We start from the raw sequence: 19,905 nt of genomic DNA on the forward strand, positions 1-19,905 counted from the left end.
CTGAGGCGCGTCGGCGCGGGAGGTGGCCGCGAGGCGCGGGACGTGCGTGGCGCGGTGACGGGGTGCGGCTTCGCGCGTCTGCTCCAGCCTGCGTCGCCCTCCGCGATGCCTGCGCGGCACAGGCCGCGGGGCGGCGCGGCCGGCGTTGGGTGCGCGGCCCTCAAAGCGGTGCGGCCGTCAGGGCGGTGCGGCCAGCCGGCGCTGTGGTTCGCAGGGCGGTGCGGTCGGCGGGCGGTGCGCGGTCCTCGCGCGCGTCATGCCCGTGCTCATGCCCGTGCCCGTGCCCGGAGGGGGTGTCAGCCGCCGGCGCCGGCCGGTGCCCCGGAAGGGGATGCGGCCGGGGAGGTGGCGGTGGCGGGCATGCCCGGGAAGGCGGTGGGCGGGTCGGGGCGGAAGGTGTAGGCCCGGGTCACGGCCTCCTGCATGGCCAGGGCCGCCGACTCGCGCACCTTGGGGTCCTGTGCGGCGACGAGCTCCAGGTACGCCGCCGCCACCCCGTTCTCCAGCTGCACCGCCAGCTTGACGGCCAGCTCGGCGTTGGAGGGGAAGAACGGCAGCGCGTACGACGCGTCGGGCTCGGCGGGTTGCCCGCCCCGGGCGGTGATGAGGGTGCGGAGCCGGTCGCGCTGGGCGCGGTGCGACTCGTAGGCGGCGCTCATCCGCTGCCGCACCGCCCCCGAGGTGCGCGCCGCCAGCAGCCCGTACGCGAACACCGCCGCGTGCTCGGCGGCCAGCGCCTTGCGGAGCTTGTCGGTGTCGGCGTCTGTGTGGGCGGAAGTCACAACGACCACAGGGACCTCATAGGGACTTCGGAAGGGCGATGGCGTGGGCCGCCTCGCAGGCGCCGATGCTGGCGACGAGCTGGGCGACCCCGGGCGAGACGCCGGCGAGCTGCCGTGGCCGCGCGGCGGCGGCCTTGCGCTCGATCTCCCGCAGCCGTGACAGCGACGCCTTGGCGGGCTTGCCGGACGAGGCGCTGGGTGCAGGCGAACCAGCGGGGACGTGCTTGCGCAGCTCGGCCAGATGGGCCTGATGGCGGTCGCGGAACGGCGCCAGCTCCTCGGCCCCGCCGGCCACGAGCGCCGAGTAGAGGGCGATCGTGCGTTCCTTTTCCGCGATGATCCCCTTCAGCAGGACGACCTCGGGCGAGTCGGGCGGCGGCGCGGCGGGCGGCTGCGGCGGCCCGGAGGCGCTGCAGCCGGTCAGTGCGGCCGCCGTGCCCGCCAGCAGGGCCCGGCGGGAGAGCTGACGCGCGCGCACGAACTCGAACCTCCAGGTGTCACCGGCCTCGTTGGGGCCTTCGGTAGCATCGTACGGCCAGTGCCCGGGATCGCCGTCCGGCGACGCTCCGCCATTCGACCGTGACGAGTGGCGCTCTCTCCGTGCCCTCATACGGATAGGGTGTCAACTGTCGTCGCTGGCTGAGCGGCCAGACGGCGGGAGAGCCAGAGGCGAGGTCCGCCCGGCTGAGACATGACAATAGGGGAGGTCGATATGGGCAGCGCATCACCCCGCGACCACCTGATGAAGCTCCTGGAGCCCGTGGTCAGCGCGGAAGGTCTCGACCTGGAGGACATCACGGTCACCCAGGCAGGCAAGAGACGGTTGTTGCGGGTGATCGTGGATCGTGACGGCGGTGTGAGCCTCGACGACGTGGCCGACGTGAGCCAGGCCGTCTCCACGGCGCTCGACGACGACGACGCGATGGGGCAGGCGGCTTACACGCTTGAGGTGTCCTCTCCGGGCGTCGATCGCCCGCTCACCGAGCCGCGTCATTGGCGTCGTGCGGCCAAGCGGCTGGTGAAGGCGGAGCTGAAGGACGGCTCCGTGGTGGAGGGCCGCATCCTGGCCGCCGACGAGAGCGGCGTCGACCTCGACGTGTCGGGCGCGCCACGCAGGCTTGGTTACGAGGACCTGACCCGCGGACGGGTTCAGGTGGAATTCCGCCGGATCGACGACGTCGACGGCGACGAAGGCTAAGGGGGAGCCGCCGTGGACATCGACATGAGCGTCCTGCGCAGCCTGGAGCGGGAGAAGGACATCTCCTTCGACCTGGTCGTCAAGGCGATCGAGGACGCGCTGCTGATCGCGTACTTCCGCACCGACGGCGCCGCGTCCAAGGCGCGGGCGGAGCTCGACCGGGCCAGTGGTCACGTCACGATCTGGGCGGCCGAGCTCGACGAGGACGGCGAGGTCGTCAGGGAGTTCGACGACACGCCCAACAACTTCAGCAGGATCGCCGCGACCACCGCCAAGCAGGTCATCCTGCAGCAGCTGCGCGACGCCGAGGACGAGATCAACTTCGGCGAGTTCGCCAGCCGCGAGGGCGAGCTGGTCTCGGGCGTGATCCAGCAGGGCAAGGATCCGCGCGTGGTGCTGGTCGACCTGGGCAAGATCGAGGCGGTGCTGCCGCACCCCGAGCAGGTGCCGGGCGAGGAGTACGTGCACGGCGAGCGCATCCGCGCGTACGTGGTGCAGGTGAAGAAGGGGCACAAGGGCCCTTCCGTCACGCTGTCGCGCACGCATCCGGGGCTGGTGAAGAAGCTGTTCGCGCTGGAGGTGCCGGAGATCGCCGACGGCACCGTGGAGATCGCGGCGGTGGCGCGCGAGGCGGGCCACCGCACGAAGATCGCCGTCAGGTCGCGCAAGCCGGGCGTGAACGCCAAGGGCGCGTGCATCGGGCCGATGGGCTCGCGGGTCCGCAACGTGATGACGGAGCTGCACGGCGAGAAGATCGACATCATCGACTGGTCGGAAGATCCGGGAGAGTTCGTCGGGAATGCCCTGTCGCCCGCGCGCGTTTCCCACGTCGAGGTTCTCGATCTCGAAGGTCGTGTCGCGCGGGTCACGGTGCCCGACTACCAGCTTTCGCTGGCCATCGGCAAAGAGGGACAGAACGCCCGGCTCGCCGCGAGACTCACAGGATGGCGGATCGACATCCGGCCCGATACACAAGCCGAGGACGCCGCCGGTTCCGTAGATGCGTCAACACGGTAAGCTGGAATATGGTGGCCAAGCGGTCCCACAGCGCACCTGTGTGGGCTGCAGGGCTCGCGAGGCTAAGTCCGAGCTGCTCCGTCTGGTGCAGGTCGAGGGCCAGGTGGTCCCTGACCTGCGCGGACGGCTCCCGGGGCGCGGTGCGTCGCTGCATCCGTCCCTGAGCTGTCTGGAGCTTGCCGAGCGGCGCCGAGCGTTCCCGCGCGCGTTCCGCGTGCCGGGGCCGCTTGACAGCTCGCCCGTGCGAGCTCATCTGGAGGGAGACCAAAGAAATGTCATGTAGGACGCCGAGTTGATGGGCGGAGTCAGATTGCTATGAGCGCCTGATGAGCACGCGGCGATGAAGACGTCAAGGTAACGACGGTCCGGACGGCACAGCCAGCCTCCCGGGCCGAGTAAGGGAGTGCAGTGGCGAAGGTCCGGGTATACGAGCTCGCTAAGGAGTTCGGCGTAGAGAGCAAGGTCGTCATGGCCAAGCTCCAAGAGATGGGAGAGTTCGTCCGTTCGGCGTCCTCGACCATCGAAGCGCCGGTGGTCCGCAGGCTCACCGAAGCGCTGGGGGTATCCAAGGGTGCCTCCTCGAGGGGCGGCGGTCAGCCGTCCAACAAGCCGCAGCCGCCAAGGGCTGCGCCCCGGCCGGCCGAAGGCCAGGCCGGTAACGGCGCCGGGCAGGCGCCGGTCCCCGCTCCACCGCGTCCGGGCCCCAAGCCCGGTCCGCGTCCCGGCCCCGCGGGCGGCGGCAGCACGCCGCGTCCGCCGGTGCCGATGCCGCACCAGCAGCCGCAGCAGCAGCCCGAGGCCGCGCGCGGCGAGACCTCCGGTGCCCCGCAGGCGCGGTTCGAGAGCGGCGCGCCCGCCCGTCCGGCTCCTGGCCCGCGTCCCGGCCCCGCCGGTGCCGGCCCGCGTCCCGGTCCGGGTCCCAAGCCCGGCCCTCGTCCCGGCCCCGCCGGCGGCGAGCGCGGTGGTGAGCGCGGCGACCGTGCTGAGCGCGGCGGCGACCGTGGTGACCGCGGTGGTGACCGCGGCGGTTCCACGCAGGCGCCTCGTCCGGGCGCGCCCGCCGGTGGCGGTCCGCGTCCCGGCCCCGGCCCGCGGCCGGGTCCGCGTGGCCCGCGTCCGGGTAACAACCCGTTCTCTTCCAACGCGAGCGGCATGGGCCAGGCCCGTCCGCCGCGTCCGGGCGGCAACCGCGAGGGCGGTGGCGGTCCCGGCCAGCGCGAGCGTCGTGACGGTCCGCCGCGCGACGGCGCCATGCCGCGTCCGCCGCAGTCGCGGTCCGGTGACCGGCCCACTCCGGGTCCGCGTCCCGGCCCGCCGCCCGGTGGCCCGCGTCCGGGTCCCGGTGCGGGTGGCGGCGCCGGCGGTCCCCGTCCTGGTGGCCCGCGTCCCAACCCGATGATGATGCCGCAGGGTCGCCCTGCCGGCCCCGGCGGCGGTGGCCGTCCGGGTGGCGGTGGCGGCGGCGGTCGTCCCGGTGGTGGCGGCGGTGGCCGTCCCGGCGGTGGCGGCGGTCGTCCCGGTGGCGGCGGCGGTTTCGCCGGTCGCCCGGGTGGCGGCGGCGCCGGTCCGCGCACCGGCACCGGTGGTCCCGGTGGCGGCGGTGGCGGCGGCTTCGGCGGTCGTCCCGGTGGCGGCGGCCGTGGCCGTGGCGGTGGCACCGCGGGAGCCTTCGGGCGTCCCGGTGGCCGTCCCGCGCGTGGCCGCAAGTCCAAGCGTCAGAGGCGCCAGGAGTTCGACAACATGTCGGCGCCGGCGATCGGCGGCGTGCAGGTCGCTCGCGGCAACGGCGCGACGATCCGCCTGCCGCGCGGCGCGTCGCTGTCCGACTTCGCCGACCGCATCGGCGCGAACCCGGCCTCGCTCGTGCAGATCATGCTGCACCTGGGCGAGATGGTGACCGCGACGCAGTCGGTCAACGAGGAGACACTGCAGCTCCTGGGTGCCGAGCTCGACTACGACATCCAGGTCGTCAGCCCGGAGGAGGAGGACCGCGAGCTTCTCGAGGCCTTCGACATCGAGTTCGGCGAGGACGAGGGCGACGAGGCCGACCTGGCCGCGCGCCCGCCGGTCGTGACCGTCATGGGTCACGTCGACCACGGTAAGACCAAGCTGCTCGACGCCATCCGCAAGACCAACGTGGTGGCGCGCGAGGCGGGTGGCATCACCCAGCACATCGGCGCTTACCAGGTCTCCGCCGAGCACGAGGGCGAAGAGCGGAAGATCACCTTCATCGACACCCCGGGTCACGAGGCGTTCACCGCCATGCGTGCCCGAGGCGCCAAGTCCACCGACATCGCGGTGCTGGTGGTCGCGGCCGACGACGGTGTGAAGCCGCAGACGATCGAGGCTCTCAACCACGCCCAGGCGGCCGAGGTGCCGATCGTGGTCGCGGTCAACAAGGTCGACAAGGAGGGCGCCGACCCCAACAAGGTCCGTGCCCAGCTCACCGAGTACGGCCTGGTGGCGGAGGAGTACGGCGGCTCGACCCTCTTCGTCGACATCTCGGCGAAGAACGGCACGGGCATCGACAACCTCCTCGAGGCCATCCTGCTGACCGCCGACGCCGAGCTCGACCTGCGGGCCAACCCGACGATGGACGCCCAGGGCATCGCGATCGAGGCGCACCTCGACCGTGGCCGCGGCCCCGTCGCGACCGTCCTGGTCCAGCGCGGCACGCTGCGCGTCGGCGACTCGATCGTGTGTGGCGAGGCCTTCGGCCGCGTCCGCGCGATGCTCGACGACAACGGCGAGCCGGTCGAGGAGGCCACGCCGTCGCGTCCGGTCCTGGTGATGGGTCTGACGGCCGTGCCGAGCGCCGGTGACAACTTCATCGTGGTCACCGACGACCGGATGGCCCGGCAGATCGCCCAGCAGCGCGCGGCGCGCAAGCGCAGCGCCGACATGGCGAAGTCGAGCCGTCGCCGCACCCTCGAGGAGCTGTTCAGCGACCTCGAGAAGGGCCGCGTCGACGAGCTCAAGCTCATCATCAAGGGTGACGTGTCCGGCTCGGTGGAGGCCCTGGAAGACGCCCTGCTCAAGATCGACGTCGGCGACGAGGTCAGGCTCCGTGTCCTGCACCGCGCGGTCGGCGCCATCACCGAGTACGACGTCAACCTGGCCGTCGCCGACGACAACGCGGTCATCATCGGCTTCAACGTCCGGCCTGAGCCCCGGGCGCGCGACCTCGCCGAGCGCGAGGGCGTCGACATCCGCTACTACTCGGTCATCTACCAGGCGATCGAGGAGATCGAGGCGGCGCTCAAGGGCATGCTCAAGCCCGAGTTCGAAGAGGTCCAGATGGGCACGGCCGAAGTCCGCGAGGTCTTCAAGGTGCCGAAGATCGGCAACGTCGCCGGTTCGCTGGTCCGCTCCGGCGTGATCGTCCGCAACAGCAAGGCCAGGCTCATCCGCGACGGCGTCGTCATCGCGGACAACCTGACCGTCTCGTCCCTGCGTCGCTTCAAGGATGACGCCACCGAGGTTCGCGAGGGCTTCGAGTGCGGTATCGGTGTCGGCTACAACGACATCAGGATCGACGACGTGATCGAGACGTTCGAGATGCGGGAGAAGCCGCGCGTGTGACGCACGGCCGGGCGCCCGGCGGGACATCCGCCGGGCGCCTCTCGCACGCCCTGGCCCGCTTCCCGCCGCAGCGGGCCGGTCGTGCTCAGACTCCAGGTCAAGCGGCGGTTGCCAACGATGTATGTGGGTGCTCTGACCCTGGACATCCTGCTCGGCGACGTCAGATCGCTGAAGCAGAAGCGCTCTGTCGTCCGGCCGCTCATCGCCGAGCTGCAGCGCCGTTATCCCAGCATCGCGGTGGCTGAGACCGGCCATCTCGACCTGCATCGCAGAGCGGAGGTCGGTGTGGCGGTGGTCTCCGCCTCCGCGGGTAACTGCAAGGAAGTGCTGGACGCCTGCGAGCGCATGGTGGCCTTCCGCCCGGAGATCGAGCTGCTGTCGGCCCGGCACCGGCTCTACAACGACGAAGACTGAACGACTGCACGGCCCGTTCGTGCGTGAGGGGGAGCCAACATGGTGGATGCAGCACGAGCGCGCAAGCTCGCCGACCGCATCCAGCAGATCGTCGCCGAGATGCTGGAGCGCCGGATCAAGGATCCGCGTCTGGGCTTCGTCACCGTGACCGACACCCGCGTCACCGCTGACCTGCGCGACGCGACGGTCTTCTACACGGTGTTCGGCTCCGAGGCCGAGCGCGCCGACAGCGCCGCCGCCCTCGAAAGCGCCAAGGGCATCATCCGCTCCGAGGTCGGCAAGCAGACCGGGGTGCGGTTCGCCCCGACGCTGACGTTCAAGCACGACCCGCTGCCCGACAACGCGCGTCACCTCGACGATCTGATCAACGCCGCGCGGGCGCGCGACGCCGAAGTGGCGCGGCAGGCCGAGAAGGCCTCCTACGCCGGCGAGCCCGACCCCTACCGCAAGCCCGACGACGAGGAAGACCTCGAGGTGAGCAGGGAAGACCAGGCGTGACGCCCGACGTGCGCGACAGGACCGACCGCCCGGCCAGCCTGGAGCGGCGTCCTATGGAGTGCTGCCCGATCCCCGAGTCGTCGTGGGATCGGGCGCTGCGGCTGATCGGCCGGCACGACGAGATCGGGCTGGCCTGCCACGTCAACCCCGACGGCGACGCGCTCGGGTCGATGCTCGCCGTGGCGTTCGTGCTGCGCTCGATGGGCAAGCGGGTGGTGGCCTCGTTCGGCGACCGGCACTTCGCGGTGCCGCGCCTGCTGGGGTTCCTGCCGGGGCAGGAGATGCTGGTGCCGCCGGAGCAGTTCCCCGCCGCACCCGACCTGATGATCGTCTTCGACTGCTCGACGTTCGAGCGGGTGGGCCTCCTGGGCGCCAACGCGGCCTCGGCACGCGAGGTCATCGTCGTCGACCACCACCCGTCGAACACCGGGTTCGGCACGCTCGACCTCATCGACGCCACGGCGGCGGCCACCGCGATGCTGGCCGAGCAGCTCGTCTACCGGCTCGGCGGGCGGCTCGACCGCGACATCGCCACCTGCCTGTACGCGGGGCTCGTCACCGACACCGGATCGTTCCGCTACTCCTCGGTCACGCCCGCCGTGCACCAGATGGCGGCCAGGCTCGTCGCCACCGGGCTGCGTACCGACGAGATCGCCCGCGAGCTGTGGGACCGCTCGCCGTTCGGCTACCTCAAGGTGCTGGCGCACGCGCTGGAGCGGGTGACGCTGGAGGGCTCGCTCGTCTGGACGTACGTCTCCCGCGTCGACCGGGCCGCGTACGGGCTGCCGTACTCCGAGCTCGAAGGCATCATCGACATCGTGCGCCGCGCCGACGAGGCCGAGGTCGCGGTCGTGCTCAAGGAGGACGACCACGGCGACTGGCAGGTCTCCACCCGGTCCAAGGGCACCGTCGACGTCGCGGCCGTGTGCGCGGCGCTCGGCGGCGGCGGCCATCACAACGCCGCCGGCTACACCTCGTACGACACCGTGGAGGAGACCATGGCCAAGTTCCGGCGCGAGCTGCGGAGGGTTTCCTAGATGGCCGAGAGCGGTCTGATCATCGTCGACAAGCCGGCCGAGTGGACCTCCCACGACGTGGTGGCCAAGATGCGGCGCATCGCGGGCACCCGCCGGGTGGGGCACGCCGGCACGCTCGACCCGATGGCGACCGGCGTGCTGGTGGTCGGCGTGGAGAAGGCGACCAGGCTGCTGGGGCACCTGACGCTCACGGAGAAGGTGTACGAGGCCACGATTCGGCTCGGCGTGAGCACCAACACCGACGACGCCGAGGGCGAGGTCGTCGCCACCGCCTCGGCGGCCGACGTCACCGCGCCCGAGATCCACAAGGGCGTCGCGGCGCTGACCGGAGCGATCATGCAGGTCCCGCCGCAGGTCAGCGCCATCAAGGTGAACGGCCAGCGGGCCTACAAGAAGGCCCGCGCGGGCGAGGAGGTCGCCCTGGCGGCCCGGCCCGTCACCGTGCGGCAGTTCGACGTGCTCGACATCCGGGCCGGCGGCGACGTCGTGGACGTGGACGCCGTCATCACCTGCTCCAGCGGCACCTACATCCGCTCGCTGGCCCGCGACCTCGGCGCCGCCCTCGGCGTCGGCGGGCACCTGACGCGGCTGCGGCGCACCCGGGTGGGGCCGTACGACGTGTCGCTGGCCAGGAGCATCGAGCAGCTCTCGGAGGAGTGCGTGATCCTGCCGATCGGCGAGGCGGTGGCGGCGGCGTTCCCGCGCCGCGACGTCACGGCCGAGGAGGCCCGGATCATCGGGCACGGCGGCCGGCTTACCGCGGCGGGGCTCGGCGCGGGGCCGATCGGCGTGTTCGGGCCGGAGGGCGAGCTGCTGGCGCTGGTGGAGGAGCAGGGCCGCGTCGCCAAGCCCCTCGCCGTCTTCGCCGGCTAGCCGCTCGGCTGCGTACGGCGGGAGCGGGCCAGCACCAGCCCACCGAGCGCCGTACCGGCCAGCCCGAGCGCCAGGGCCACCGCGCCGCCGAACACGCCGTTGCCGGTGCCGAGGCCACCGTCGGCGACGGCCAGGTTCACCACGCCGTTGACCGCGCCGATGAGGCCTCCGGCCAGCGCCACGACGGCCCCGTTCCGCCCGCGCTCGCCGACGCCGCGGCTGGAGCGCCGCAGCGCCAGCCAGCCGGCGGCCACGGCGGCCAGCGCCACCAGCGCGGCCACGCTGGCCCAGATCCGCTGAGGGGTCCCGAGGAAGGTGTCGACGCCCTGGCCCGCGCATTCGGCGGCCGACGTACAGATCGGTGAGGCGAGCATGGACAGCACGGACATGAGGGGCTCCTCCTTCTACGGCTGGACGCCAAGAACTATGTCCGCCGGACCAGCCGCAGGTCATCCCACTGATGGAGGCAATTCCCCCTGCCGCGCACGCCGTAGCGGATCTACTGCGCCCGCGGTAGGCCGGTGCCGCTACGGCGTGTTTCCCCGATCAGGCAGGGTGAGGTCGATCGGGTCGGGCGCATGACCCGATCATGATGCCGACGATCTACGGGTGGTGGCCCGGTAGCGGATGCGGTCTAAGGCGGGCGGCCGGCCACCACGGCGTCCTTCAGCCCGGCGGGGGGGCGGCCAGGTCGCGGGGCTGGGCGATGGTGGCCTCGATGTGCCGGCGGCGCAGCAGCGTGCGGTCGGCGGCCGAGCTGTAGGCCTTGTCGCCGGTCAGGCCGTCCAGCCGGGCGCGTGCCCCGGCCGACACGCCTTAGCGGGGCTTTCTGGCCACGATGATGTCGCGCACGATCGCCTGGTCCACCCAGTGCTCGAAGTCGGGATAGTCCATCACGTCGAGGCCCGCCTCGGTGAGGATCCTGGCCAGGTCGGCGCTCTTGCCGCCGTAGGTGTTCCAGGCGATGCCCATCGCGCCGCCCGGCCGCAGCAGCTCCGCCCAGACCGGCACGGCCCGGCCCAGCAGCTCCAGCGGGCTGCGTGACAGGCCGGCGCCGCCCTTGCTGCCGTGCTGGACGCCGTACGGGGCGTCGGTGGCCAGCACGTCGAACGAGCGCGGCTTGAAGAACTCGCGGCTCTTGAGCGTGTCGGCGTTCACCACGGCCAGGTGCTGCACGTCACCGGCCTTCACGGCCTCCTTCGACAGCCCGAACGTGACGTTGAGCCGCCGCCCCACCAGGGCCCGCTCGCGGCGCACCGGCACGGTCTCGGCCGTGTGCTTGAGCCGCTTGTTGCGCAGCCACGTCTTGATGAAGCCGGTGTACGCCTCGAAGTCCTTGCCGTCGACGTCGATGCCGTAGGCGTCGTAGCCGTACATGAGGGCCTGGTTGAGCGTGGTGCCCCGGCCGCACATCGGGTCGAACACCTGCAGCCCGTCGCCCAGCCCCTTGTCGCCGGCCAGCGCGGTGACGTTGAGCAGCAGCTTCGTGAAGTGCTCGTTCGTCTTGCCCGCGTACTTCTGGATCGTGATCAGGTCGCTGCTCAGCCGGTCGCGCGAGCGCATCTCCAGGGGCCGCAGCAGGTCGCCTTCTAGGCCGAACACCGCGTACACGGACGACAGGTTCGACAGCAGCCGCACGTCGGGCTCGCTCAGCGGGCGCGCCGTCTCGAACGCCACGTACGGCACCCCGCCGATGCGCGTCTCCTCGCTGCTCACGACCTCGCCCTCAAGACCACGGGCGCTGAAGACGGCCAGCTCGCTGCGGGTCAGCCGGACGGAGCTCTCACCGTAGACCCGGTTGAAGGCAGGCAGGATCAGGAGCGCGTAACGAGGCATGATGCCCGATGATAGTGCCCTCGATTGCCGGGCAGGCCGCGGCGCATGGCAGGCTTGTACGGGTTCATCCGGTGGACGAGCGAATGACGAGCGAATGGGGCCTGGCGTGGAGGCATCGGAGAGGTCTGTCGTCACCATCGGCGTGTACGACGGGGTCCACCTCGGGCACCGGCGGGTGGTCGAGCGCACCGTGGCCGTCGCCCGCGAGCGGGGGCTGCGCAGCGTGGCCGTGACGTTCGAGCCGCATCCCGACGAGGTCGTGCGGCCGGGGTCGCACCCGTACCGGCTGGGGAGTGCGCGGCGCCGGGCCGAGCTGCTGGCGGGGCTCGGGGTGGACGAGGTCGACGTCGTGGAGTTCACGCTGGGGTTGTCGCGCACGACGCCCGAGGAGTTCGCGCAGAGCGTGCTGGCCGAGCGGCTGCGGGCGGCGGTCGTGGTGGTGGGGGAGAACTTCGCGTTCGGGCAGGGCGCCAAGGGTGATGTCGAGACCCTGCGGACGCTGGGGGAGATGTACGGGTTCGAGGTGGAGCCGGTGCCGCTGCTCGACGGCGTGTCGTCCACCCTGATCAGGGAGCTGCTGGTCGAGGGGGACGTGGCGCGGGCCGGCGAGCTGCTGGGCCGGCCGCACCGGGTGGAGGGCGTGGTCGTGCGCGGTTACCAGCGCGGGCGCCAGCTCGGTTTCCCGACCGCGAACGTCGAGACGCCGCAGTACACCGCGATCCCGGCCGACGGGGTCTACGCGGGGTGGCTGGAGTGTGTGGCGGTGGCCAATCTGCCCGCCGTGTACGCGGGGGAGCGGTGGCCGGCGGCCATCTCGGTCGGGACGAACCCGACGTTCGAGGGGGTGCCGCGCACGGTGGAGGCGTACGCGCTGGATCGGGATGACCTGGAGCTGTACGGGGTGCACGTGGCGGTGGAGTTCGCGGCGCGGCTGCGCGGCAACACGCGGTTCGAGTCGATCGAGTCGCTGATCGCCCAGATCCACGCCGACGTCGACGCGACCCGCCGCCTCACCAGCTGACCCGGGCTGCCCCATGGGCCGGCCCCGGCCGCTTCACGAGCCGGCCTCCGTCGCCTCATGAGCTGACCCCCGCCGCAGCCCTTCCAGCAGCGTCGACAGGGCGGCCAGCGTGTTCGCGAGGTCGCCCGGGCCGGTGGAGCGGGCCAGCCACAGCGCCGCCTCGTTCATCGCGCCCGACAGCAGCCGGGTCAGCGGCGCCACCGGCTGCGGCGGGATCACGCCGCCGGCCACCAGCTCGCTCAGCGCCTGCGCCAGGTGGGCGGCCGAGGTGGCCTCGTCGATGGCCCGCCACTCGCTCCAGCCGAGCACGGCCGGGCCATCGATGAGCATGATGCGCTGCACCTCGGGGTCCGCGCTCGCCTCGACGAACGCCGCGCACCCGGCCTTGAGCCGCTGCCACGGGTCGCCGGCCGCCTCCGCCGCGGCGACCACCCGGGCCGCCACCTCCTGCTGCACCTCCTCCAGCACCGCGCGGAACAGCGCCGTCTTGCCGCCCGCGAAGTGGTGGTAGAGGGCACCTTTGGTGACCCCGGACTCGCGCACGATCTCGGCCAGGCCCACGGCCGCGTAGCCCCTGGACGCGAACAGTCGCCTGCTCTCGGCCACGAGCGTCTGCCTCGTGCGTTCCTTCTGCTCGGCCCTGCTCATCCGCCGCCGCCCCCTTTGACATACCGATGGTAGGCGAACTAGCGTACCTTCGGATACCGTTGGTATGTGAAGGGAAGGTCGTCATGCGGCTCAGCAGCTTCTATCCGGTGATCTGCACCGCCAAGGTCGCCGAATCCACCGACTTCTACGTGCGGTTGTTCGGGTTCGAGGTGACGTTCGAGGCCGACTGGTACATGAGCCTGCGCCGCGGGCCGTACGAGCTGGCCCTGCTCGACCACGCGCACCCGACCCTGCCCGCCGCCTACCGCAGGCCGGTCACCGGGCTGCTGCTCAACTTCGAGGTGGACGACGTGGACGCCGAATGGGGCAGACTGGTGGCAGGCGAAGGGCTGGTGCCCGAGCTGGGCCTGCGCGACGAGGATTTCGGGCAGCGCCACTTCATCGTCGCCGACCCCAACGGCGTGCTGATCGACGTGATCACGCCCATCGCGCCGTCGGAGGAGTTCGCGGGCGGCTACGCTTCGGCGTGAGTCCGCGCATTGGACATGAGGTGGTAACCTTGCATGTCGGCTCTGTAGCGGTGGCGCTGCGCGCTGCCCATGAAGGCCTTCACGCGGCGACTGTAGGCACGCACGGTCGTTCGCGCTTCCATCTCATTCGCGCGTGTCCGTAGATCGAAGGAGAGCCGTGTCCCTCGACACCGCTGCCAAGAAGACCATCATCAGTGAGTACGCGACGGCCGAAGGCGACACCGGTTCGCCCGAGGTGCAGATCGCGCTGCTCAGCAAGCGCATCAGCGAGCTGACCGAGCACCTGAAGACGCACAAGCACGACCACCACAGCCGTCGTGGTCTGCTGCTGCTCGTGGGTCGCCGGCGCCGCCTGCTGAAGTACCTGCAGAAGGTCGACATCCAGCGCTACCGCACGCTCATCGAGCGGCTCGGTCTGCGCCGATAGCATGAAAAGGGAGCGGCGTCCGCGCCGCTCCCTTCTCATATGGGGTAGGACCCCATACGGTCGGACGCGTGGCGGCGTGAAACGCCCCCGCGCCTGACGTACAACTGAAGATCCGAGACACACAGCCCCCGCGTCCGTTCAGCACCATGCGACCCGCGACGCCTGCGGGCCGGTCCTCGGTAGTGGCTTCCGGTAAGAACGCACTTGACCGGGCGCTTCGATCGAAGACCGGCGCTGCACCTAACGAGGGTGCCGGTGAGAAAAAGGGCGCGGGAGACCGACCACAAGGAGGTCCCCCGTGGAGGGTGTCCACACTGCTGAAGCCGTCATAGACAACGGCTCTTTCGGCACGCGCACGATCCGGTTCGAGACCGGTCGGCTCGCGCGTCAGGCGGCCGGCTCGGCCGTCGCCTATCTCGACAACGACACGATGGTGCTGTCGGCGACCACCGCGTCGAAGACTCCCAAGGAGCAGTTCGACTTCTTCCCGCTGACGGTGGACGTCGAGGAGCGCATGTACGCCGCCGGGCGCATCCCCGGCTCGTTCTTCCGCCGTGAGGGCCGTCCCTCCGAGGACGCCATCCTCACCTGCCGCCTGATCGACCGGCCGCTGCGCCCGTCGTTCGTCAAGGGCCTGCGCAACGAGGTGCAGGTCGTGGCGACCGTCATGGCGCTCAACCCCGACCACCTCTACGACGTTGTCGCCATCAACGCCGCGTCGCTGTCCACGCAGCTCGCCGGCCTGCCCTTCTCGGGGCCGATCGGCGGCGTGCGGGTGGCGCTGATCGACGGCCAGTGGGTGGCCTTCCCGACGCACCCCGAGCTTGAGCGGGCCACGTTCGACATGGTCGTGGCGGGCCGCGTGCTCGACGACGGCGACGTCGCGATCATGATGGTCGAGGCCGAGTCCACCAAGGACACGCTGAAGCTGGTCGCCGAGGGCGCCGTCGCTCCCACCGAGGAGACGGTCGCGCAGGGTCTCGAGGCGGCCAAGCCGTTCATCAAGGTGCTGTGCGAGGCGCAGTCGCGCATCGCGAGAGTCGCGGCCAAGGAGACGGCCGAGTACCCGGTCTTCCTCGACTACCAGGAAGACGTCTACGCCGCCGTCGAGGCCGCGATCAAGACCGAGCTGGCCGCCGCGCTCACCATCGCCGGCAAGCAGGAGCGCGAGAACGAGCTGGAGAAGGTCAAGGCGCTGGCCGCCGAGAAGCTCCTGCCCGAGTTCGAAGGGCGCGAGAAGGAGATTTCCGCCGCGTTCCGCTCGGTCATGAAGAAGCTCATGCGCGAGCGGGTCATCAACGAGGGCATCCGCATCGACGGCCGCGGCACGAAGGACATCCGCGCCCTGTCGGCCGAGGTGCACGTGGTGCCCCGGGTGCACGGCTCGGCGCTGTTCGAGCGCGGCGAGACCCAGATCCTGGGCATCACCACCCTCAACATGCTGCGCATGGAGCAGGTCATCGACACGCTCAACCCCGAGCGGACCAAGCGCTACATGCACAACTACAACTTCCCGCCCTACTCCACCGGTGAGACCGGCCGCGTCGGCTCGCCGAAGCGGCGCGAGATCGGCCACGGCGCGCTGGCCGAGCGGGCGCTGATCCCGGTGCTGCCCTCGCGCGAGGAGTTCCCGTACGCGATCCGGCAGGTCTCCGAGGCCCTCGGCTCCAACGGCTCCACCTCGATGGGCTCGGTCTGCGCCTCCACGATGGCGCTGCTCGACGCCGGTGTGCCGCTCAAGGAGATGGTCGCGGGCATCGCGATGGGCCTGATCGGTGAGGGTGACACCTACGTCACGCTGACCGACATCCTCGGCGCCGAGGACGCCATGGGCGACATGGACTTCAAGGTCGCCGGCACCAAGGACGTCATCACCGCCCTGCAGCTCGACACCAAGCTCGACGGCATCCCCGCCAGCGTGCTGGCCGCCGCGCTCAAGCAGGCCAAGGGCGCCCGCCTGGCGATCCTCGACGTGATGCAGGAGGCCATCGACTCCCCGGCGGAGATGAACCCGACGGCGCCGCGGATCATCACGATCAAGGTCCCGGTCGACAAGATCGGCGAGGTCATCGGCCCGAAGGGCAAGATGATCAACCAGATCCAGGACGACACGGGCGCCGAGATCACCATCGAGGACGACGGCACGATCTACATCGGCGCCACCGACGGGCCCTCCGCCGAGGCCGCCCGCTCCGCGATCAACGCGATCGCCAACCCGCACATGCCCGAGGTGGGCGAGCGTTACCTGGGCACGGTCGTCAAGATCGCCGCCTTCGGCGCGTTCGTCTCGCTCATGCCCGGCAAGGACGGCCTGCTGCACGTCTCCCAGATCCGCAAGCTGCACGGCGGCAAGCGCATCGAGAACGTCGAGGACGTCATGAGCGTCGGCGAGAAGATCCAGGTCGAGATCGCCGAGATCGACGGCCGCGGCAAGCTCTCGCTGGTGCCCGTCGAGGTCATCGAGAAGGAAGCGGCCGAGAAGGAGGCCAAGGGGGACGACGCTCCCGCCGAGGCTCCCGACCAGCCCGCCGAGGGTTCCGCCGCCGCCGAGGACAAGCCCGAGCGGCCCCGCCGCACCCGCACCCGGGTGCGCACCCGCGGCAGCTCCGAAGGAGACGACCGGAACTCGTGACGACGACCACGCTGCACCCCGGCAAGGACGGAGCCGGGGTGGTAAGGCGCACCGTCCTCCCGGGTGGGCTGCGCGTGGTGACCGAGACCATGCCGACCGTGCGGAGCGTCGCGGTCGGCATGTGGGTCGGCATCGGCTCGCGTGACGAGGCCCCCGAGCACATGGGGGCCACCCATTTCCTTGAGCACCTGCTGTTCAAGGGCACGCCCACGCGCGACGCGATGGAGATCTCCGCCTCGATCGAGGGCATCGGCGGTGAGATCAACGCCTTCACCGCCAAGGAGTACACCTGCTACTACGCGCGGGTCCTCGACGAGGACCTGCCGATCGCGGTCGACGTGCTCGCCGACGTCGTGACCAGCTCGCTGGTCACCGAGCAGGACGTCGAGTCGGAGCGGGGCGTGATCCTCGAAGAGATCGCCATGCACGACGACGATCCGTCCGACGTGGTGCACGAGCAGTTCGCGGCCGCCCTCTACGGTGACTCGCCGATCGGCCGGCCCATCCTGGGAACGGTCGAATCGATCAACGCCCTCGGGCGTGACCGCATCGCCGAGTACTACCACCGCTACTACCGGCCCCGTGCCACCGTCGTGTCCGTCGCGGGCAACGTGCGGCACGAGGAGGTCGTGGAGCTGGTCGCGCGGGCGTACGAGCGGGCGGGCGCCCTGAACGGCCCCGCCGAGTTCGCGCCGCCGCGCACCAGCGGCCCCGGCGCCGAGACCCGTTCCGGCGTCGCGGTCCTCGACCGGCCCACGGAGCAGGCCAACCTCGTGCTCGGCACGACCGGCCTGCCCCGCACCGACGACCGCAGGTTCGCGCTCGGCGTGCTCAACGCCGCGCTGGGCGGCGGCATGTCGTCCAGGCTCTTCCAGGAGATCCGGGAGAAGCGCGGCCTGGCCTACTCCGCCTACAGCTACACCTCGGCCTACGCCGACACCGGGCAGTTCGGCATCTACGTGGGCTGCCTGCCCTCGAAGATCGACGACGTGCTCAAGATCTGCCGCGACGAGGTGTCCAGGGTGGTGACGGAGGGCCTCAGCGCCGACGAGATCATGCGGGGCAAGGGGCAGATGCGCGGCGGGCTCGTGCTCGGCCTGGAGGACACCGGCTCGCGCATGTCCCGCATCGGCAAGAACGAGCTGGTCTACGACGAGCTCATGTCGGTCGACGAGGTGCTCTCGCGCATCGAGTCCGTCACGCCCGACGAGATCTCCGAGGTGGCGCGCGACGTCCTCAACCGGCCGCTCACGCTCGCCGTGATCGGCCCGTACGGCGACAAGGACTTCAGCGACGCCGTTCGCTAGAGTTGGGCGCGTGATCAGGGTAGGTGTGCTCGGCGCCCGAGGGCGCGTGGGCGTCGAGGTGTGCAAAGCGGTCGAGGCGGCCACCGACATGGAGCTGGTGGCCGCGCTCGACAAGGACGACCCCATCGAGGGGCTCCAGGGCGCCGAGGTGGTGGTCGACTTCACCCATCCCGATGTGGTCATGGGCAACCTCGAATGGATGATCGGTCACGGCATCCACCCCGTCGTGGGCACCACCGGGTTCGACGAGGGGCGGCTGGAGGCCGTACGCGGGTGGCTGGCGGCCAACCCCGGCACCCACTGCCTCATCGCCCCCAACTTCGGCATCGCGGCGGTGCTCATGATGCACTTCGCGCAGCAGGCCGCCCGCTACTTCGAGTCCGTCGAGATCGTCGAGCTGCACCACCCCAACAAGGCCGACGCGCCGTCGGGCACCGCCCGCCGCACGGCCGAGCTGGTCTCCGAGGCCCGCGCGAAGGCGGGGCTCGCCGCGATGCCCGACGCCACGAGCACGGCGCTCGACGGCGCGCGCGGGGCCGACGTCGGCGGCGTCCACGTGCACGCGGTGCGCCTGTCGGGGCTCATCGCGCACCAGGAGGTGCTGCTCGGCGGCGACGGCGAGACGCTCACGATCAGGCACGACACGATGAGCAGGGCCGCGTTCACGCCGGGCGTGCTGCTCGGCGTGCGCCGGGTGCGCGAGCTGCCCGGCCTCACCATCGGCCTGGAGCCGCTGCTCGACCTGTGACCCGTGACGGGTGACAACGCACACGACGTGCCCACACCCGCGCGGGCGTGGGCACGTCGTGAGGAGAGGGTCCCGGCTCCGCACAGCCGGGCCTACGATCATCAACCCTAATACGAGCGGCGAGATCAGCCCGAAACATGAGATCGTGTCGCCATGGTGCGATGGGCCGAGAAAAGTGAGCTGCCCGGGCTGGCCGCCGTCGAGGTGGCCGCCGACGGGCTCTTCGAGCAGGTGGGCATCGTCTTCCCGCCCGGCACCACGCAGATCGAAGAGGTGTCCGACCCCGGGGTGGTGCTGGTCGAGGGGACACCGCCCGACGGGTTCGCGCTGATCGGCTGGGTCGACGGGAACCTGCATCTCGAACAGCTCGCCGTCCGGCCCGACCGGATGCGGCAGGGGATCGGCGGGCGGCTGATGGCCGCCGTCATCGACCACGCCGCCGCGGCGGGGGCGCCGGCCGTGACGCTGACGACCTTTCGCGACGTGCCGTGGAACGCCCCCTGGTACGAGCGGCACGGCTTCACCGTCATGCCCGAGCAGGAGTGGGGGCCGCAGTTGCGGGAGCTGGTACGCCGGGAGCGCGAGCTGGGCATCGAGGTCGCGCCCCGGGTCGTCATGGTCCGGCGGCGCGGAAAAGGGCTCTAGCGGCGTTCTGAGCGCGGCGCAGGGGGCGTTCAGGGCCGGCGGCCGGAGACGCGCCGCGGCGGCTCCTCGAAGCGGGAGCGCTGCGGCGGCCGGCCGGTGACCTTCTCCACGATCGAGGCGGCGAGCTGGTGCAGCTTGACGTTCCTGTCCTGCGAGACCCGCCGCAGGATGTCGAACGCCTCCCGCGCCGTGCACCGCCGCTGCACCATGACGATGCCGAGCGCCTGATCGATGATCGCCCGCGTGTTCAGCGCCTCCTTGAGCTGCGCCTCCACCTCCCGCAGCCGGGCCACGTCGAGCGACGTACGGAACAGCACGGGCACGTGCGCGGCCGTGACCCGCAGTGCCACCCACGCCTGCTCCGGCAGCCCCTCGGCGTCGCCCGTGTAGACGGTGAGCACGCCGAGCAGCACGCTCTCGAACTCCAGCGGCTCGCAGTGCACCCCGCGAACCTCGGGAGCCCCCGAGACGAAATGCGGCCACCGCGAGTCGGTGGCCAGATCGAGGACCGTGACCGCCTTGCCGGTGTCGAGCGCGTCGAGCACCGGCCCCTGCCCGGTGGCCTGCTGCAGCCCGTCGAGCAGCTCGGCCCGCGCGTGCGAGCAGGCCACGGTACGGAAGTCGTCATCCCCGCACAGGGCGATGCTGAGCATCGCACGATCGGGCATCGCCTGCGCGGCGATGGTGACACAGTCAGTGAGCGCCCGTTCGAACTCCTCGATGTCCGTGGGCAGACTCGGCCGGTTCAC

The 19,905-nt window shown here is 71.3% G+C and carries 22 protein-coding genes; 15 read left to right on the forward strand and 7 right to left on the reverse strand.

Translation table 11 applies throughout. From position 1 onward, the window contains the following. Positions 1–296: 296 nt before the first annotated feature. Positions 297–791, reverse strand: a complete 495-nt coding sequence (locus HCN51_RS45225) for a ferritin-like domain-containing protein (protein WP_346434022.1) — start codon at positions 789–791, stop codon at positions 297–299. Between the two features lie 7 nt (positions 792–798). Further along, a complete protein-coding gene (locus tag HCN51_RS45230) occupies positions 799–1,260 on the reverse strand; it encodes a hypothetical protein (protein WP_168018104.1) in 462 nt (153 codons plus the stop codon). Between the two features lie 234 nt (positions 1,261–1,494). On the opposite strand from HCN51_RS45230, the gene rimP reads away from it, so the two are divergent. The 8 genes from rimP (at position 1,495) to truB (ending at position 9,401) form a co-directional block, all read left to right on the forward strand. Next, positions 1,495–1,980 carry a ribosome maturation factor RimP gene (gene rimP / locus HCN51_RS45235; RefSeq protein WP_080042101.1) on the forward strand — a complete coding sequence of 162 codons (486 nt, stop codon included), beginning with the start codon at positions 1,495–1,497 and terminating at the stop codon, positions 1,978–1,980. A gap of 12 nt (positions 1,981–1,992) precedes the next feature. Continuing rightward, the gene (gene nusA, locus HCN51_RS45240) at positions 1,993–2,997 is read left to right on the forward strand and encodes a transcription termination factor NusA (protein ID WP_080042100.1); all 1,005 of its coding nucleotides are present in this window, start codon (positions 1,993–1,995) and stop codon (positions 2,995–2,997) included. Beyond that, positions 2,981–3,280 carry a YlxR family protein gene (locus HCN51_RS45245; protein ID WP_080042099.1) on the forward strand — a complete coding sequence of 100 codons (300 nt, stop codon included), beginning with the start codon at positions 2,981–2,983 and terminating at the stop codon, positions 3,278–3,280. Before nusA ends, HCN51_RS45245 begins: the two co-directional genes overlap by 17 nt. Positions 3,281–3,405: 125 nt before the next feature. Next, the gene (infB, locus tag HCN51_RS45250) at positions 3,406–6,579 is read left to right on the forward strand and encodes a translation initiation factor IF-2 (protein ID WP_168018105.1); all 3,174 of its coding nucleotides are present in this window, start codon (positions 3,406–3,408) and stop codon (positions 6,577–6,579) included. A gap of 117 nt (positions 6,580–6,696) precedes the next feature. Further along, a complete protein-coding gene (locus HCN51_RS45255) occupies positions 6,697–6,993 on the forward strand; it encodes a DUF503 domain-containing protein (protein ID WP_080042097.1) in 297 nt (98 codons plus the stop codon). A 39-nt stretch (positions 6,994–7,032) separates the two neighbouring features. Continuing rightward, positions 7,033–7,491 (forward strand): 30S ribosome-binding factor RbfA, encoded by a 459-nt coding sequence (rbfA, locus tag HCN51_RS45260; RefSeq protein ID WP_080042096.1) that lies wholly within the window; start codon positions 7,033–7,035, stop codon positions 7,489–7,491. Beyond that, the gene (locus tag HCN51_RS45265; RefSeq protein ID WP_346434023.1) at positions 7,488–8,528 is read left to right on the forward strand and encodes a DHH family phosphoesterase; all 1,041 of its coding nucleotides are present in this window, start codon (positions 7,488–7,490) and stop codon (positions 8,526–8,528) included. Before rbfA ends, HCN51_RS45265 begins: the two co-directional genes overlap by 4 nt. Next, positions 8,529–9,401: a tRNA pseudouridine(55) synthase TruB gene (gene truB / locus HCN51_RS45270; RefSeq protein WP_168018106.1), complete on the forward strand. Its 873-nt coding sequence runs from the start codon at positions 8,529–8,531 to the stop codon at positions 9,399–9,401. On the opposite strand, the gene HCN51_RS45275 is transcribed toward truB, so the two are convergent. The 3 genes from HCN51_RS45275 to HCN51_RS45285 all read right to left on the reverse strand — a co-directional run bounded on the left by HCN51_RS45275 (position 9,398) and on the right by HCN51_RS45285 (position 11,237). Next, a complete protein-coding gene (locus HCN51_RS45275) occupies positions 9,398–9,790 on the reverse strand; it encodes a DUF6223 family protein (RefSeq protein ID WP_168018107.1) in 393 nt (130 codons plus the stop codon). The genes truB and HCN51_RS45275 overlap by 4 nt on opposite strands. A gap of 277 nt (positions 9,791–10,067) precedes the next feature. After that, positions 10,068–10,214: a hypothetical protein gene (locus HCN51_RS45280; RefSeq protein WP_168018108.1), complete on the reverse strand. Its 147-nt coding sequence runs from the start codon at positions 10,212–10,214 to the stop codon at positions 10,068–10,070. Positions 10,215–10,217: 3 nt separating this feature from the next. Next, positions 10,218–11,237, reverse strand: a complete 1,020-nt coding sequence (locus HCN51_RS45285; protein ID WP_168018109.1) for a TRM11 family SAM-dependent methyltransferase — start codon at positions 11,235–11,237, stop codon at positions 10,218–10,220. Positions 11,238–11,331: 94 nt separating this feature from the next. On the opposite strand from HCN51_RS45285, the gene HCN51_RS45290 reads away from it, so the two are divergent. Continuing rightward, the gene (locus tag HCN51_RS45290) at positions 11,332–12,258 is read left to right on the forward strand and encodes a bifunctional riboflavin kinase/FAD synthetase (RefSeq protein ID WP_168018110.1); all 927 of its coding nucleotides are present in this window, start codon (positions 11,332–11,334) and stop codon (positions 12,256–12,258) included. Positions 12,259–12,291: 33 nt separating this feature from the next. Here HCN51_RS45290 and HCN51_RS45295 read toward each other — a convergent pair whose 3' ends face one another. Continuing rightward, positions 12,292–12,906 carry a TetR/AcrR family transcriptional regulator gene (locus tag HCN51_RS45295; RefSeq protein ID WP_168018111.1) on the reverse strand — a complete coding sequence of 205 codons (615 nt, stop codon included), beginning with the start codon at positions 12,904–12,906 and terminating at the stop codon, positions 12,292–12,294. A gap of 83 nt (positions 12,907–12,989) precedes the next feature. Between HCN51_RS45295 and HCN51_RS45300 the strand changes: the two genes are divergently transcribed. The 6 genes from HCN51_RS45300 (at position 12,990) to HCN51_RS45325 (ending at position 19,156) form a co-directional block, all read left to right on the forward strand. Beyond that, the gene (locus tag HCN51_RS45300; RefSeq protein ID WP_168018112.1) at positions 12,990–13,397 is read left to right on the forward strand and encodes a VOC family protein; all 408 of its coding nucleotides are present in this window, start codon (positions 12,990–12,992) and stop codon (positions 13,395–13,397) included. Between the two features lie 157 nt (positions 13,398–13,554). After that, a complete protein-coding gene (rpsO, locus tag HCN51_RS45305) occupies positions 13,555–13,824 on the forward strand; it encodes a 30S ribosomal protein S15 (protein ID WP_020545762.1) in 270 nt (89 codons plus the stop codon). 298 nt (positions 13,825–14,122) lie between these two features. Further along, positions 14,123–16,456: a polyribonucleotide nucleotidyltransferase gene (locus HCN51_RS45310; RefSeq protein WP_168018113.1), complete on the forward strand. Its 2,334-nt coding sequence runs from the start codon at positions 14,123–14,125 to the stop codon at positions 16,454–16,456. Continuing rightward, on the forward strand, positions 16,453–17,763 hold the full coding sequence (locus tag HCN51_RS45315) for an insulinase family protein (protein WP_168018114.1): 1,311 nt from the start codon (positions 16,453–16,455) through the stop codon (positions 17,761–17,763). Before HCN51_RS45310 ends, HCN51_RS45315 begins: the two co-directional genes overlap by 4 nt. A gap of 10 nt (positions 17,764–17,773) precedes the next feature. After that, on the forward strand, positions 17,774–18,511 hold the full coding sequence (dapB, locus tag HCN51_RS45320) for a 4-hydroxy-tetrahydrodipicolinate reductase (RefSeq protein WP_080042086.1): 738 nt from the start codon (positions 17,774–17,776) through the stop codon (positions 18,509–18,511). 153 nt (positions 18,512–18,664) lie between these two features. Continuing rightward, complete coding sequence (locus HCN51_RS45325) at positions 18,665–19,156, forward strand: GNAT family N-acetyltransferase (protein WP_168018115.1); 492 nt, start codon at positions 18,665–18,667, stop codon at positions 19,154–19,156. 29 nt (positions 19,157–19,185) lie between these two features. On the opposite strand, the gene HCN51_RS58530 is transcribed toward HCN51_RS45325, so the two are convergent. Further along, complete coding sequence (locus HCN51_RS58530) at positions 19,186–19,905, reverse strand: ANTAR domain-containing protein (protein WP_206068633.1); 720 nt, start codon at positions 19,903–19,905, stop codon at positions 19,186–19,188.

The organism is Nonomuraea composti, assembly GCF_012034275.1.
Lineage (GTDB): Bacteria > Actinomycetota > Actinomycetes > Streptosporangiales > Streptosporangiaceae > Nonomuraea > Nonomuraea composti.